We start from the raw sequence: 15969 nt of genomic DNA, 5'->3' as shown, positions 1-15969 counted from the left end.
GAGGCGGTGGAGTCGGCCCCGGGGAGCGGCCCGTCACTACTGGGTCGAGTCTGCCCGCCGCCAAGACGCCGCGATCGCGACGACCAGGGCGGTGAGCAGGATCAGCGCCAGAAAGACCTGCCCGTGCAAGCCGAGGATGAAAACAGTCCGATCGGCGAACTCGGGATCATAGGTCGCGGTATCGGGGAACAGCAGCGCACCGGCCATCCCGAGCCACGGGGTGGCCACGACTGCCGCGGCGCACAGTGTCCGGCCGCGGGCGTCCCGGCCGGGACGCAGGGCGAGTGTCAGGCCGATGATGCCGAGGAGCACCGTCATCACCAAGTATTGGGCGTCGTGGAATTTCGCGTGCGGCGGCCAGTTCGGATTGAAGGCGTGCTGGGCGGCCAGGTCGGGGATGACCAGGTCGGCGAGTACGGCGCCGACCGTCGTGATCACCGCTACGGCGGCGATCACGAGGCGAGGGAACGGCATTGATCCGGACCTTTCTTGTCTCGTGGCTGGGTCGGGTAATCCCGGGCCGATCAGAGCGTCCAGGCGTAGGTGTGCGTTATCGAGCGGCCGAGTAGTGCGCTGGGCAGGAGGGGAAGCGCGGTGTCGCGTAGCGCGGTTGCCAGTGGTGAACCCCAGTGCGCGGGCACGCCGACCCGGCGGGAGATCCGGGCGATCGTCTGGGTGCGGGCCCTGCGGAGGCGGTCGTATTCCTCCAGTCCGGCCTCGACGCCGCGGGTGTCCACCGCCGCGGCGAGCGTGACCGCGTCCTCGAGTGCCTGGCAGGCGCCCTGCCCGAGGTTGGGGGCCATGGCGTGCGCGGCGTCGCCGAGAAGCGCGGCCTTCCCGCGGATGTACGTACGCAGATTCGGTAGCTCGTAGGTGTCGTGCTGCAGGACGGCATCCGGGTGTGCGGCCTCGAGTAGTGCCGGGATGGGTTCGGGCCAGCCCGCGAACCGCTCGCGAAGCCGATCCAGCCCGGCACGGGACCCTGCTGGGGCGTTGGCCATCGAATAGCAGTAGATACGGCCGTCGGGCATCGGAACATAGCCGACTCGTTCGCCCCGACCCCAGATTGCGCGTTCGAGCACCTCGGCCTGCCAGCCGCGCTGGTGGAAGGCCACCGCGGCCGCCAGCCCGCCGATACCACCGCCCACGACGAGCGCCTTCATCGCCGGCCCCCGCGCTCGCCGACCGCCCCGATACCGCCACGCATCCAGGCGGATCGGGACTGTCGCCACCACACCGCCGTTGTGACCAGTGCACCTACCAGAAGCACCCACCGCCAACGCTCCATGCCAACCCCTAGAGTCTATAGATCTTTTAGAGTCATTAAGAAAACATAGATGCTCTAGGATGTCAACGAGTGGGCCGAACCAGCAGAAGGGTGACGATGGCGACACAGACGGGCGGCAGGCGTGAGCGGCTACGCAAAGCCACCTTGAAGGAAATTCACGAGGCAGTACGCACACTGCTGGTGGAGCAGGGACCGTCCGCGGTGACCATCAACGCGGTAGCGCGCGAGGTCGGGATGAGCGGGCCGGCTCTCTATCACTACTACGCCGGCCTCGACGCCCTGATCGGCGCGGTGACCGCGGACTTCTTCGACGAGCTGGCCGTCGCAATGGAACAGGTTCGTGACGCGCGTGCCCACGCGCCCGTCGGCGAGCGCATACTGGCGGTCTGCCGCGCCATGCGTACCTGGGCGATCACCCACCCGGCCGAGTTCGGCTGGATCTTCGCTGCCCCGATCACCCCGTCGAACCGGAGACCGGATTCCGAGCGCCATCGGGCCGGGCAGCGGTTCGAACGGGTGCTGCTGGACCTGACGATCGAACTCTGGCAGACGCGCCCGTTCCCGGTATCCGACCCGGCAGATCTACCCGAGTCCCTGCGCGAGCAGTTGATCGCCTACTCGGCCACGATCGGCGGACAGTTGCCGCCCGAGGCCGCGCACGTCTTCCTGTCCTGCTGGATCCGGCTGTACGGCCTGCTGTGCATGGAAGTCCTGCACCAGCTCGACTTCGCCTACTCCGACCTCGAACCGGTCTACGAAGAATGCCTGCACGACCTCACCGGCATCCTCGGCCTGGCACCCACCGACCAGCCGACCCCGTGAGCATCTCCCGTCCCGGTACCCGGGCATGGTCCCGGCCAACGGTCGATCCCGGGCCCTGCCCATAACCGATCATCTGCCGTCGACCGACCCGGCCCAGGTGTGCGGCAGACCGGGCACGGTGGTGGCCGTGTCCGAGCGCTGCCGTAAATCCAAGGCCCGGGTACGAAGCGTGTCCGTTCGGTACTTCGGTGTAGCGGATGCTTCGGGAGGCGAGACCGGTCAGCGCTGGGCCGGTGGGCGGATTCCGGAGAACCAGTCGAGCAGATCGGGGTCGTCGACGGCGCTGCGCTCCACCACTCGGGCCGGGTCGGCGCCCTGGAACAGGCGTTTGATCGGGACCTCGAGTTTCTTGCCGGTACGGGTGTGCGGGACCGCCGGGGCGAGGAGGATCTCGTCGGGGACGTGTCGCGGCGACACCTCGGTGCGGATCACCTCGTTGATGCGGCCGCGCAGTTCGTCGGTGAGTGCGGCGCCGGGAGCCAGGACCACGAACAGCGGCATCCAGTACCCGCCGTCGGGCTGTTCGGCGCCGATGACCAGCGCTTCGGCCACCTCGGGGAGCCGCTCGACCGCCTGATAGATATCGGCGCTGCCCATCCGGATACCGTGCCGGTTGAGGGTGGAATCGGAGCGGCCGTGCACGACCACACTGCCGCGGCCGGTGAGGGTGATCCAGTCGCCGTGCCGCCACACGCCGGGGTAGGCGTCGAAATAGGCGTCGTGGTAGCGGGCGCCGTCGGGGTCGTGCCAGAAACGGATCGGCATGGACGGCATGGGGGCGGTGATCACCAGCTCGCCCACCTCACCGCGGACCGGCTGCCCGACCTCGTCGTAGGCGTCGAGAGCGACACCCAGGTAGGGCGCCGAGAGTTCACCCGGCCAGACCGGCACGGTGGGCGCCCCGCCGGCGAACGCCGAGACGACATCGGTGCCGCCGCTGATCGAGGCCACCGGGACATTCCCGGCGTTGTCGCGGAGCCACAGCGCCGACGCCGGCGGCAGGGACGAACCGGTGATACCGATCAGCCGCAGGGTGGACAGATCGTGATCGGTCCGTGGTACCGCGCCCGCCTTCATGCAGCCCAGCACATACCCGGGACTGGTGCCCAGCACGGTGGCGCGGGTGCGGGCGGTGATCTCCCAGAGGGTGTCCGGCCGGGGATGGGCCGGGCTGCCGTCGTAGCAGACGATGGTCGCCCCGGCGAGCAGCCCGGCGACCTGGAAGTTCCACATCATCCAGCTCGGGCTGGTGTACCAGAAGAAGGTGTCCTCGGGCCCGATATCAGATTGCAGCGCAACAGCTTTCACGTGTTCGAGCAGCACCCCGCCGTGGCCGTGCACGATGCCCTTGGGCAGTCCGGTGGTGCCGGAGGAGAACACGATCCACAGCGGATGCGCGAAATCGACGGTTTCGGTTTCCAAGAGCGGTTCGCCGCCGGACGGATCGGCCGCGGCCGACCACGGTGTGCTGTCGGGAATCCCGACACCCAGCCGCGACACCACCACGGTGGCGCGCACGGTATCCAGACCGGCTCGCAAAGCGGCGATATCCGCGCTCTTGTCATGGGTCTTCCCGCCGTAGCGGTACCCGTCCGCGGTCACCAGGACCACAGGCTCCAACTGGCCCAGCCGGTCCAGCGCGGCCTTGGCCGAATAGTCCTGCCCACATGCGCTCCACACCGCGCCCACGGCCGCGGTACCCAGAAACGCCACCACCGTTTCGGTGATATTCGGCAGATAGCCGACCACCCGGTCGCCGGGCCGGACACCGAGCCCGCGCAGGGTCCGGGCGAACGCGGCCACTCCGGCCAGCAACTCCGCCCACGACGTCGCCACCACTTCCGCGCTGTCCTCGGTGACCTGCAGGATCGCCGGCCGGTCGGTCCGCGCCTGCGCGACCACCCGATCCACATAGTTCAGAGTCGTCCCGGGAAACCAGCGCGTCCCGGGCATCTCCGGGCAGGGCAGTACCTCACCGGCGATGGGCCCCAGCTCGAAGTACTCCCATACGGCCAGCCAGAATTCGGCCAGATTGTCCACCGACCAGCGCCAGAGCGCGTAGTAGTCGGGCAGTTCCGCACCGGAACGCGCGGCGACGAAGCGAGCGAAATCGGTGACCCGGGCATCGGCGATATCCCGTTCGGTCGGTACCCACTGAGGTTCCACCGGCAAAGGACCCTTCTGTGTTTATTTGCGCGCCTCCGGCGCGCGGGCCGGGGCCCTGTGCCCCCGGTTCTTCACTCCGCCACTCAGTCGCTGCGCTCCTTCGCTCTGTCGCTCCAGAACCGGGGGCGGGCCCCGACCATGGAGGTAGACCATCCGGAATAGACAGAACGTGCATGCTGTCGTGCGCTTCGACCGGCCCGGGGAGGTTTACATCACTGTAAGTGCTCAATGGTCACCGGTCTCTGGACGGTCGACTGGACGCGCTCGGTCGCTCCAGAAAAGGGGCGGGCCCCGACCATGGACGCCGACTCTGCGGAGAGGGCTTGGGTTTCATTCCGGTCTGCGCTGGAGGAGCTGTTCGGCGTGACGGAGTAGGGGGGCGTCCACCATTCTGCCTTCGTAGGCGAAGACTCCGCGGTGGTTCGGGGCCGCGGCCAATACGCCACGGGCCCAGTCCAGTTCCGCGGGCGACGGGGCATAGGCGGCGCGGATGACCGGGAGCTGGGTGGGATGGATGGCGACCTTGATATCGAAGCCCACCGCCACCGCGTCCTCCGCTTCGGCACGCAGGCCGTCGAGATCGCGGATGTTCAGGTACACCATGTCCAGGGCGAGGCGCCGGTGCGCCTTGGCGGCCAGCAGGCCGGTGCTGCGCAGGTGCCGTGCCACATCGCGGTAGTTGCCGTCGGGGCGGCGGGTGCCGGTGCCGCCCATGGCGGCGACCAGGTCCTCCACGCCGCACATCACGCCGCGGGTATTGGGCGCGGCGGCGATCTCCTGGATTGCCAGGGCCCCCGAAGGGGATTCGATCAGGGCGAAGACCTGGTATTCACCGAGGCCGGTGACCTGGTCGGCGGATTCGGTTTTCGGCAGCATGACCAGCCGGTATCCGGTGCGCCGCAGGGCTACCAGGTCGAGGTCGTGGTCGGGGGTACCGGCCGGGTTCACCCGCACCACGGTGGTCGCGGGGTCGAGCGGGGTCTCCACGAGCGCGACGCGGGCGGCGGGTTTGTCGGCGGGGGCGACACCGTCCTCCAGATCGAGAATCACGACATCGGCGGCGTCGGCGGCCTTGCGATAGCGCTCGGGGCGATCCGCGGGGCAGAACAGCCAGGCCGGGCCCGCGGATTGCCAGGTGGCGTCCGCGCTGTACTGATCGGTCACTGCCGGTACCCCCTCGAGGTGTTGTCGCCCCCGGCGCTCACGGCCGCTCTTCCGACGGGCGCAACCGGATCAGCGCGTTGCGAACGGCCACCCCGACCACGGTGCCGTGCTGATTGCGGGCGACGTGGCGGAAGGTGACCACGCCCTGACCCGGCCGGCTCGTCGATTCCCTCTTGTCGAGCACGACGGTCTCGGTGTACACGGTGTCGCCGTGGAAGAGCGGGGCCGGGAACTTGACCTCTTCGAAGCCGAGGTTGGCGACCGTAGTGCCCTGGGTCAGATGCGCCACCGCCTGCCCGATCATGGTGCCCAGGGTGAACAGGGAGTTCACCAGCCGCTCGTGGAACGGCTCCTGGGCATCACTGAAGGCTTTGTCGATGTGCAAGCCCTGGGTGTTCATCGTGAGGGTGCTGAACAGGACGTTGTCGGTTTCGGTCATGGTGCGGCCGGGACGGTGCTCGTAGAGCACTCCGGTCTCCAGCTCCTCGAACCACAGACCGGTCTGCACCACCCGTTTCAGGCCGGAGACGTCGTGGTCGACATCCTTGGTGATCTTTTCGCCGCTCACAGGCCGAGCTCCCGTCCGATCAGCATGAGTTGTACTTCCGTGGTGCCCTCGCCGATTTCGAGGATCTTGCTGTCCCGGTAGTGCCGGGCCACCGGGTATTCGTTCATGAACCCGTAGCCGCCGAAGATCTGGGTGGCGTCGCGCGCGTTGTCCATGGCGGCCTCGCTCGCGACCAGTTTGGCGATGGAGGCCTGCTTCTTGAACGGCTTCCCGGACAGCATGAGCGCGGCGGCGTCGTAGTAGGCGGTGCGGGCGGTATGGGCGCGCGCCTCCATCCGGGCGATCTTGAACGCGATCGCCTGGTTGCTCCCGATCGTCTTCCCGAACGCTTCGCGCTCCCCGGCGTAGCGCACACATTCGTCCACACAACCCTGGGCCGCCCCGACCGACAGCGCGGCGATGGCGATCCGGCCCTCGTCGAGGATGCGCAGGAAGTTGGCGTAGCCGCGGCCGCGTTCGCCGAGCAGGTTCTCCTTGGGGACCCGGACATCGTCGAAGGTGAGCGGATGGGTGTCCGAGGCGTTCCAGCCGACCTTGTTGTAGGCGGGTTCGGCGGTGAACCCGGGAGTGTCCGCGGGCACCAGGATGGTGGAGATCTCCTTCTTGCCCCCGGTCTGCCCGGTCACCGCCGTCACCGTCACCAGGGCGGTGATATCGGTGCCGGAGTTGGTGATGAACTGTTTGCTGCCGTTGATCACCCAGCTGTCACCGTCTTCGACCGCGGTGGTGCGGGTGCCGCCGGCGTCGCTGCCCGCGCCCGGCTCGGTGAGCCCGAACGCGCCGAGGTGCTGCCCGGTCGCCAGCCGCGGCAGCCACTCCTGTTTCTGTTTCTCGTCGCCGAACCGGTAGATCGGCATGGCGCCGAGCGAGACCCCGGCCTCGAGGGTGATGGCGACGCTCTGGTCGATCTTGCCGAGTTCCTCGAGGGCCAGGCAGAGGGCGAAATAGTCACCGCCCATCCCGCCGTACTCCTCCGGGAACGGCAAGCCGAACAGGCCCATCTTCGCCATCCCGGCGACGACCTCGTACGGGAAACTGTGCTCGGCATCGTGTTTCGCCGCCACGGGGGCGACCACCTGGTTCGCGAAATCCCGGACGGTCAGTGCCAGGTCGCGGTAGTGCTCGGGCAGCGTGCCGGTGGACAGGAAATCGGTCACCAGTGCCTCTTCTCGTTCTCGGGGTGGGCCGGCCGGATCAACTCGGGGTGGGTTCGGCCGCGGTCTCGGCCGGTTCGCCGGCCTCGGGCGCGGGTTCCGGATGCACCCGCGCGAGCACTTCGTCCAACCGCACCGGCGCGCCCGCCGCGACGAGTATCTCGACGGTGCCGGCCAGCGGCGCGGTCAGCGAATGCTCCATCTTCATGGCCTCGACCACCAGAATCGGGTCGCCGGCCGCCACTGGTTTCCCGGTTTCCGCGGTGACGGCGAGCACCGTTCCCGGCATGGGACTGCGGATCTCGGCGTCGTGCGCGGCGATATCGCCCGCGCGCACCGATTCCTCGGCCAGTTCCCGCAGCAGGGCCGGCCCGGCCGCGCCGGCGACCCAGATCGTGTCCGCGGATTCCGCCACCCGATAGTCGCGGCGTATCCCGTCGAGCGTGAGGGTCACCGTGTGGATCACGGTTCCGGTGGGCAGTCCGGCGGCGGCATCGTCTCGGCCGAGTGCGGCAGCGGCGCGCGCGGGAGCACCGTCTTCGATCCGCACCTCGGCGGCCTCCGGCGTACCGGTGAGGTCGACGTGCACCACCCGCTCCCCGCCCGCCAGCCGGATCCGGATCGGTGCCGGTGCGCCGACCCGCCAGCCGTTCGGACGATCCCACGGGTCCGCCGGACCCGTCGGCCAGCGGCGCAGCCACCGGTACACGGCCGCGGCCGCGAAGATATCGTCGGTGACCGGCGGCGCGTGGAAGTCACCGGCCCGCCGGTCCAGCAGCGCGGTGTCCAGCCGGCCCGCCGCAACATCCGGGTCGGCCAGCAGGAACCGCAGGAAGTCGATATTCGACCGGACCCCGAGCAGCACCGTCTCGGCGAGAGCCCGGTCCAGGGTGGCCAGCGCCGACTCCCGGTCGGGACCGTGCGCGACGACCTTGGCGAGCATCGGGTCGTAATCGCTGCCCACCACGGTGCCGACCGCGAGTCCGGAATCGACCCGGACCCCCGGGCCGCCGGGTTCGACCAGATCCAGCACGGTGCCGCCGGTGGGCAGGAAATCGCGGGCCGGGTCCTCGGCGTACACCCGGGCCTCGACGGCATGACCGTGCCACCGGATATCGTCCTGTTGCAGCCGGATCCGCTGCCCCGCCGCGATCCGGACCTGGCATTCCACCAGGTCGAAGCCGGTGATCAGCTCGGTGACCGGATGTTCCACCTGCAGGCGGGTGTTCATCTCCATGAAGAAGAACTCGTCGGGCCGGTCGGCGGAGACGATGAACTCCACCGTGCCCGCGCCCACGTAGTCGACGCTGCGCGCGGTGGCGCAGGCGGCGGCGCCGATCCGGGTGCGGGTGGCCGGGTCGAGCAGGGGCGAGGGTGCTTCTTCGATCACCTTCTGGTGGCGGCGTTGCAGGCTGCATTCGCGCTCGCCCAGATGCAGGACGGTGCCGTGGGTGTCGGCCAGGATCTGCACCTCGATATGGCGGGGCCGGGTGACGAACCGTTCCAGGAAGAGGGTGTCGTCGCCGAAGGCCGCGGCCGCCTCACGCCGGGCGCTGACCAGCGCGGCGGGCAGCGCCGCGGGCTCGTCGACGCGGCGCATCCCTTTGCCGCCACCCCCCGCGGACGGTTTGACCAGTACCGGGAAACCGATATCGGCGGCCGCAGCGACCAGCTGCTCGTCGGTCAGGCCGGGTTCGGCGATGCCGGGCACCACGGGGACACCGGACGCGGCGACCGTGGTTTTCGCGGTGATCTTGTCGCCCATGATCTCGATCGCCGCGGCGGGCGGGCCCAGGAAGACGATTCCGGCGGCGTGCAGCGCGACGGCGAAAGCGGCATTCTCAGAAAGGAATCCGTAGCCGGGATGGACCGCGCCGGCGCCGGTGCGGCGGGCGGCGTCGACGATGCGGTCGATGTTCAGATAGCTGTCCCCGGCGGCGGCCGGACCCAGCCGAACCGCGGTATCCGCGGCCCGGACATGTGCGGCCCGGGCGTCGGCGTCGCTGTACACGGCGACCGAGCGCAGGCCCATGGTCCGCAGCGTCCGGATGACCCGCACCGCGATCTCACCGCGGTTGGCCACCAGTACCGTGTCGAAGGGCAGGGGGTGATTCGAGTTCAGCATGGTGCTCACATCCGGAAGACGCCGTAGGAGACCGGTTCCAGCGGCGCCTGCGCGCACACCGAGAGCGCCAGCCCGAGGACAGTACGGGTGTCGGCGGGGTCGATGACGCCGTCGTCCCAGAGCCGGGCCGTCGAATAATAGGGATTGCCCTGTTCTTCGTACTGGCGGCGGATGGGTTTCTTGAACGCCTCCTGGTCGGCTTCGCTCCACGGCTGCCCGTTCCCGTCGAGCTGGTCACCGCGCACCGTGGCCAGCACCGACGCCGCCTGTTCGCCGCCCATCACCGAGATCCGGGCGTTCGGCCACATCCACAGGAAACGCGGCGAATAGGCGCGCCCGCACATCGAGTAGTTCCCGGCGCCGTAGGAGCCGCCGATCACGACGGTCAGTTTGGGGACCCGCGCGCACGCCACGGCGGTCACCATCTTCGCGCCGTGTTTGGCGATACCGCCGGCCTCGTAGTCGCGGCCGACCATGAAACCGGTGATGTTCTGCAGGAACAGCAGCGGGATCGTCCGTTTGTCGCACAATTCGATGAAATGTGCGCCCTTCATGGCGGATTCGCTGAACAACACTCCGTTGTTGGCCACGATGCCCACCGGATGGCCGTGGAGGTGGGCGAAACCGGTGACCAGTGTGGTGCCGTACTCCGCCTTGAACTCGTGGAATCCGGCGGCGCCGGACTCGTCCGCGTCGACGATGCGGGCGATCACCTCGCGCACGTCGTAGGGAGTGCGCAGATCCGCGGGCACGATGTCGTAGAGCTCGTCGGCGGGGGCGGCGGGTTCGCGGGCGGGCCGCACCTCCCAGACCGGTTCCGGGCGCGGGCCCAGCGTCGCCACGATCCGGCGGACCGTGCGCAGGGCGTCGCGGTCGTCGTCGGCCAAATGGTCGGTGACCCCGGAAGTGCGGGAATGCAGGGCGCCGCCGCCGAGTTCCTCCGCGGTCACCACTTCACCGGTGGCCGCCTTCACCAGCGGGGGGCCGCCCAGGAAGATCGTGCCCTGATCGCGCACGATCACCGCTTCGTCGCTCATGGCCGGGACGTAGGCTCCGCCCGCGGTGCACGACCCCAGGACCGCGGCGATCTGGGGGATACCGCGGGCGCTCATGGTGGCCTGGTTGTAGAAGATGCGGCCGAAATGTTCGCGATCGGGGAACACCTCGTCCTGTTCGGGCAGGTAGGCGCCTCCCGAGTCCACCAGGTACACACACGGCAAATTGTTGTGCAGCGCCACTTCCTGGGCGCGCAGATGCTTCTTCACGGTGACCGGGTAATAGGTGCCGCCCTTGACCGTGGCGTCGTTGGCCACGATCACGCATTCCCGGCCGGACACCCGCCCGATCCCGGTGATGATGCCGGCGCCGGGGGAGGCGCCGCCGTACATACCGTCGGCGGCCAGCGGGGACAGCTCCAGGAACGGGCTACCGGGGTCCAGCAGCTGGTCCACCCGATCGCGGGGCAGGAGTTTGCCGCGGGCGATATGGCGCTGCCGGGCCTTCTCCGGACCGCCGCGGGCGGTCTCGGCGAGACGTTGGCGCAACTGGTCGGCCAGGGCGAGATTCGCGGTCCGGTCGGCGGAGTCGGACCGGGTGGCGGGCACGGGGCTCGCGGTGCGGGTCATCGCGTCATCCTGACGTCTGAGTTAATCTCTGATAACTGGAATTGAGGTTAATCTTGACTAACCGAGTTGTCCAGGTCTGCGGAAAGGAGTGCGGGTGACCAGTGCCGATTCTGCCACCCCAACCCGACGCGAACTGCTGAAACAGCAGCGGCGCGGCCAGTTGCTCATGGCCGGGGCACGGCTCATCGCCGAACGCGGATACCTCGGTATGCGCTTGGACGATCTCGGCGCCGCGGTCGGCATCAGTGGACCCGCGGTGTACCGGCACTTCCCGAACAAAGAGGCCCTGCTGGTGGAACTCCTGGTCGGCGTGAGCCGCCGGCTGCTCGACGGCGGCAGCGCCGTCGCCGCCGACGCGGCCGGGCCACCGGAAGCACTGGCCGCCCTGGTGGAGTTCCATCTCGACTTCGCACTCGGCGAACCCGAACTGATCCGCATCCAGGACCGCGACCTCGATAATGTGCCGCCACCCGCCCGCCGCGAGATCCGGCGCACCCAGCGCCGCTATGTGGAGGTGTGGGTGGGGGTGCTGTGCGAGATGACGCCCGGCCTCACCGAGGAGACCGCCCGGGTACAGGCCCACGCGGTGTTCGGCCTGCTCAACTCCACCCCGCACAGCGCCGGCCCGGCCCGGGACCGCAGCCGCGCCGTGCTGCGCTCGATGGCTCTCGCCGCGCTCACCGGGCCCGCACCGGACTGAACAATCTGTGCCGGAGACCAGAGTTGTGGACCAGTCGTATTGTCCGATTGGCCGACTGCTGACCACTGGTCATAGAGTCGCCGCATGACCGAGCAGCGGTCCAACCCGCACGACGCGTATTTCCGCAAGGTGATGTCCCGCCCCGCCAACGCAGCCTCCGAACTACGCGCCGCACTACCGGAGTCGATCAGCACCCGCCTGGACTGGACCTCTCTACACTTGCAGCCGGGCAGCTTCGTGCACTCCGACCTCCGCAACCGGTTCAGCGACCTGCTGTTCCGCACCCGCCTCGACGGACATCCCGCCTACGTGTACCTGCTGATGGAACACCAGTCCAGCAGTGACCGGTTCATGGCCTTCCGCATGCTCGAATACATGGTCGCCATCTGGCGCCAGTACTTGATCGACGACGAAAAGGCCAAGACTCTGCCCGCGATCATTCCGTTGGTCGTGCACAACACCGCCGATGGCACCCGATGGTCGCCGGCGCACCCCACCGAACTCGCCGACCTGCTCGATCTCGACTCCGCCGCCCGCGCAGCCCTCGGTCCCCACTTGCCACGGCTGAAATTCCTGCTGGACGATATCGCCGTCCTGGACCTGGCTGCCCTACGTGAACGTGACCTCACCCCCGCGGCCAGGGTTCTCCTGATCCTGCAGCGCATCGCACCGAGAAACGGGCGGCTGGGACACGATATGCTGGACTGGCTCGAAGACCTCCGCGCCCTCGACACCGGCCCGGACTCACTCGGCGATTACCTGACCGTCCTGACCTACATCATGACCGTCGGTGAGACCGCCGAGGCCGATCTTGCGGCGGTCTTCGAACGGCTCGGTCCGCGAGCGAAGGAGGCGATCGTGACCACAGCAGAAATCATCGAAGCGCGCGGTGAGGCACGCGGTCGTATGGAGGGGCGTGTGGAGGCGCTGCTCGAACTGATGACTGCGAAGTTCGGGCCACTGCCCGACGCGGTGGCCGACCGGACCCGCTCGGCCGACCCGGCCCAGGTCCGCCTCTGGACGGCTCGGGTGCTGACCGCCACCACCCTCGACGAACTGTTCGCCTGACCCCGAGCGCCGCCCGAAAGTGCTACCCGGCCGGACTTCCCGTTGGATACGGGTGGCGCCGCACTGCATCGGCGTCCTCGGCAGTTGACCTTGACGCAGGGTCAACCTCTGAGCATGGTCGGCATGACTGCGAAAATCGATCACTTCACGGTCCGCCGCGGTGATGTCACGATTGCGATGTCTCGTGGCGGACGAGGACGACCGCTGGTCCTGTGCCCCGGACTCCTCACGACACAGGCCGATCTGCACGAGCTGACCGAACTGCTGCGGTGCGAGCACGACGTGGTGACCTTCGATCTGCGGGGCCACGGTCTCTCCTCGGCCGCCGACCGGTACTCGTTCGAGGCGTTCCTCGGCGATTTCTCGGCTGTTATGGCGGAGGTGGGCCGCCTCGGCCTGCCCGCGCAACCCGTCCTCGTCGGCCACTCGCTGGGCGCGGATCTGGTCGTGCACTATGCCTGCGAGCATCCCGGCGCCGCCGCCGAGCTGGTCCTCGTCGACGGCGCGAATCCGGTGCCCGAACCATTCGTCACCGAGGCCGACCTGCCCGAATTCCGTGCGATGTTCGAGAGTCTCGCGATATGGCTCCAGAGCCTGGAAGGCACACCGCGTCAGGTGGTGCTCACCGCTCAGGAGACGCTCGACCTGAATCTCGAGGTGGATGTCGTCCGGTCTGCGATCCTCGACCGGTATCGGAAGCTCGACGTTCCGATCAGCATGATCATGTCGACTTCGATGGCCGGCGACAGCGGCGAAGGGCGCGCGCCGTGGCGCAATCAGAACTGGCGGTCCGGTATCGAGCGGCTGGTTCACGACCGGCCGCACATTTCCGTATCGTGGCTCGACGCCGGTCATGGGCTGATCGTCACCCGTGCCCAGGAGATCGCCCAGCTCATCCGGGGCGCCACCGGCCGGCCGAATTCGTAACCGGCCTCGGGCCGAGGAGACTGGTTCGATGCTCACCATCGGCGAAGTGGCCGCGTACGCCGGGGTGACGGTCCGGGCGGTGCGGCACTACCACGCGAAAGGCCTGCTGCCGGAGCCGGAGCGGGACCACTCCGGTTATCGGAGATACGACGCCGCCGCCGTGGTCGAGCTGATCCGGATCCGGACACTCGCCGAGGCCGGGGTTCCGCTGGCGCGCGTGCGGGAGCTTTTACAGGCCGACGCGGCGGCGTTCGCGGCGGCGGTCGCAGATATCGACGAGCGGTTACAGGCAGAGATCCGGCAGCGGCAGCGGCTGCGCGGCCGGATCGCCTGCCTCGCTGCCGGGGACAATCTGGTGCTGCCTGCGCAGTTGGTCGAGTTTCTCGACCGGCTGCGGGCGCTCGGAGTCGACGAGCGGATCGTCCAGGTCGAACGTGACGGCTGGATCCCGCTGGTCGCGCGGTCACCGGAACGCGCTTCGGAGTGGATCACCCGCAAGTGGGAACAGATAACCGACCCTGCGCTCATCGATTTCTATCTCACATTGGGCGAGGCGCTGGATCGGCCCGATGACCGAAGCCTTGCCGAATTGGCCGACAAAATGGCCGCGTACATCACGCGATTGGCGGACACGCGAGGCGAACACTATCTCAACACATCCGATATCGAGCCCCCTCTGGTCGAGCTGCTGGACACACTGGCGTTCCAAACCTGGCCGCCGGCCCGTCGCCTGACCGAACTTCTGGCCGAGCGCGGCTGGAGCGGCTGGACCGAGCTCCGGCACATGGACCCACCACGGGACGTTGGAAGGTCCTGATCTGCGCCGGGAGACCGACAGCGGCTGCTTGCGGCCGTGTTTCAGTGCCGGACGTTCGCCGCCGCGTCACGGGCGGCGTCGGCCCGATCGATATCGGCCAGATCGAAGCCTTTGGTCTCCCGTGCCACCACCACCGCGACGGCGGTCACCGCGGCCGCGCCCGCGAGATACAGCGCGATCGGTACCGCGGAATCGAAGACCTCGAGCAGTTTTACGGCGATCACCGGGGCCAGCGAACCGGCGACGATCGAGGTCACCTGATAGCCCAGCGACACCCCGGAGTACCGCATCCGGGTCGGGAACATCTCCGCCATGATGGCGGGCTGCGGGGCGTACATCCCGGCATGCGCGATCAGGCCGAGCATGATCGCGGCCGTGATGATCCAGCCGTTGCCGGTGTCCATCATCGGGAAGGCGAAGAAACCCCAGGCGCCGGCCGCGACGGTACCGGCCAGGTAGACCGGTCGCCGGCCGATCCGGTCGGCCAGTGCGCCCGCCAGCGGAATCGCCGCGAAGTGCACCGCGTGCGCGGCGAGCAGCCACCACAGGATGTCATCGGTGGCCATTCCCTCGCGCACCTTCAGATAGGTGATGGTGAAGGTGACGACCAGGTAGTACATGATGTTCTCGCCGAAGCGCAGGCCCATCGCGGTGAACACGCCCCGCGGATACCGCTTCAATACTTCTACGGCGCTGAACGACGAGGACCGCACCTTTTCGGCTTCGCGCTGCGCGGCGGTGAAGATCGGCGCGTCGCTCACCTTGGTGCGCACGTAGTAGCCGATCAGTACGACCACCGCCGACAACCAGAACGCGATCCGCCAACCCCACGACAGGAAGGCGTCGTCGGACAGGGTCGCGGTGAGGGCCAGCAGCACCAGGGTGGCCAGCAGGTTCCCGCCCGGCACGCCCGCCTGCGGCCAGCTCGCCCAGAAACCGCGACTCCGGTCCGGGCTGTGCTCGGCCACCAGCAGCACCGCGCCGCCCCATTCCCCGCCGACCGCGAAACCCTGCAGGAACCGCAGCACCACCAGCAGCACCGGCGCCGCGTAACCGATCTGGCCGTAGGTCGGCAGACAGCCCATGAGGAAGGTGGCCGCACCCACCAGGATCAGGCTGAACTGCAGCAGGCGTTTGCGCCCGTAGCGGTCGCCGAAATGGCCGAAGACGATCCCGCCGAGCGGGCGGGCCGCGAAACCCACGGCATAGGTGAGGAAAGCTTTGAGGATCGCGTCGAGTTCGCTGTCGGACGCCGGGAAGAAGATCTTGCTGAACACCAATGTCGCGGCTGTGCCGTAGAGAAAGAACTCGTACCACTCGACCACGGTCCCCGCCATCGAGGCGGCGACCACCCGGCGCAACCCGGACCGCTCCGGTGGCGCGGCCCCGTCGGCTTTCTCGGATCTGTCCACCACACTCATCGCCGACTCCTCACACGCTCCGGCCCCGGCGGGACTGTCAGCGATCTTGTGGGCGGGGCGGTGATCCGACAAGCTGAGGCGGCCTGCTTCAGCGGAAAGGATTGTCGTGTCGGAGGAGTCGAAG

The 15969-nt window shown here is 68.5% G+C and carries 14 protein-coding genes; 5 read left to right on the top strand and 9 right to left on the bottom strand.

Features of this window, described 5'->3' with window-relative positions; genetic code table 11:
• Nucleotides 1-36: 36 nt before the first annotated feature.
• Complete coding sequence (locus AB0H42_RS33475) at nt 37-474, bottom strand: DUF6640 family protein (protein WP_357063291.1); 438 nt, start codon at nt 472-474, stop codon at nt 37-39.
• A 50-nt stretch (nt 475-524) separates the two neighbouring features.
• A complete protein-coding gene (locus tag AB0H42_RS33470; protein ID WP_357063289.1) occupies nt 525-1163 on the bottom strand; it encodes an FAD-dependent monooxygenase in 639 nt (212 codons plus the stop codon).
• A gap of 221 nt (nt 1164-1384) precedes the next feature.
• Here AB0H42_RS33470 and AB0H42_RS33465 point away from each other — a divergent pair, with 221 nt between their 5' ends.
• Nucleotides 1385-2110 (top strand): TetR/AcrR family transcriptional regulator, encoded by a 726-nt coding sequence (locus AB0H42_RS33465; RefSeq protein ID WP_357063287.1) that lies wholly within the window; start codon nt 1385-1387, stop codon nt 2108-2110.
• A 219-nt stretch (nt 2111-2329) separates the two neighbouring features.
• On the opposite strand, the gene AB0H42_RS33460 is transcribed toward AB0H42_RS33465, so the two are convergent.
• The 6 genes from AB0H42_RS33460 to AB0H42_RS33435 form a co-directional block, all read right to left on the bottom strand.
• Nucleotides 2330-4276, bottom strand: coding sequence for an acetoacetate--CoA ligase (locus AB0H42_RS33460; protein ID WP_357063284.1), 1947 nt, complete (start codon nt 4274-4276; stop codon nt 2330-2332).
• 330 nt (nt 4277-4606) lie between these two features.
• On the bottom strand, nt 4607-5440 hold the full coding sequence (locus tag AB0H42_RS33455; protein WP_357063282.1) for a CoA ester lyase: 834 nt from the start codon (nt 5438-5440) through the stop codon (nt 4607-4609).
• Nucleotides 5441-5477: 37 nt separating this feature from the next.
• Complete coding sequence (locus AB0H42_RS33450) at nt 5478-6008, bottom strand: MaoC family dehydratase (RefSeq protein ID WP_357063279.1); 531 nt, start codon at nt 6006-6008, stop codon at nt 5478-5480.
• Complete coding sequence (locus AB0H42_RS33445; protein ID WP_357063276.1) at nt 6005-7165, bottom strand: acyl-CoA dehydrogenase family protein; 1161 nt, start codon at nt 7163-7165, stop codon at nt 6005-6007. The genes AB0H42_RS33450 and AB0H42_RS33445 overlap by 4 nt, the downstream gene beginning before the upstream one ends.
• Before the next feature lie 37 nt (nt 7166-7202).
• Nucleotides 7203-9287: a biotin carboxylase N-terminal domain-containing protein gene (locus AB0H42_RS33440; protein WP_357063274.1), complete on the bottom strand. Its 2085-nt coding sequence runs from the start codon at nt 9285-9287 to the stop codon at nt 7203-7205.
• 5 nt (nt 9288-9292) lie between these two features.
• Nucleotides 9293-10912 (bottom strand): carboxyl transferase domain-containing protein, encoded by a 1620-nt coding sequence (locus AB0H42_RS33435; protein WP_357063272.1) that lies wholly within the window; start codon nt 10910-10912, stop codon nt 9293-9295.
• 94 nt (nt 10913-11006) lie between these two features.
• On the opposite strand from AB0H42_RS33435, the gene AB0H42_RS33430 reads away from it, so the two are divergent.
• From AB0H42_RS33430 to AB0H42_RS33415, 4 genes are all read left to right on the top strand, one after another.
• On the top strand, nt 11007-11612 hold the full coding sequence (locus AB0H42_RS33430; protein ID WP_357063269.1) for a TetR/AcrR family transcriptional regulator: 606 nt from the start codon (nt 11007-11009) through the stop codon (nt 11610-11612).
• Between the two features lie 84 nt (nt 11613-11696).
• Entirely contained in the window at nt 11697-12680 is a 984-nt protein-coding gene (locus tag AB0H42_RS33425) for an Rpn family recombination-promoting nuclease/putative transposase (RefSeq protein WP_357063267.1), read from the top strand.
• A 123-nt stretch (nt 12681-12803) separates the two neighbouring features.
• Nucleotides 12804-13607, top strand: a complete 804-nt coding sequence (locus AB0H42_RS33420) for an alpha/beta hydrolase (RefSeq protein ID WP_357063264.1) — start codon at nt 12804-12806, stop codon at nt 13605-13607.
• Nucleotides 13608-13635: 28 nt separating this feature from the next.
• Nucleotides 13636-14424, top strand: a complete 789-nt coding sequence (locus AB0H42_RS33415) for a MerR family transcriptional regulator (protein ID WP_357063262.1) — start codon at nt 13636-13638, stop codon at nt 14422-14424.
• Between the two features lie 41 nt (nt 14425-14465).
• Here the strand turns inward: AB0H42_RS33415 and AB0H42_RS33410 are convergent, their stop codons facing one another.
• Nucleotides 14466-15845, bottom strand: a complete 1380-nt coding sequence (locus tag AB0H42_RS33410) for an MFS transporter (protein ID WP_357063260.1) — start codon at nt 15843-15845, stop codon at nt 14466-14468.
• Between the last annotated feature and the right edge of the window lie 124 nt (nt 15846-15969).

Origin of the sequence: Nocardia sp. NPDC050799 (genome assembly GCF_040654015.1) — a bacterium.
In the GTDB taxonomy this organism is placed as follows: Bacteria; Actinomycetota; Actinomycetes; order Mycobacteriales; family Mycobacteriaceae; genus Nocardia.
This window is presented reverse-complemented; position numbering and strand designations above follow the sequence as displayed.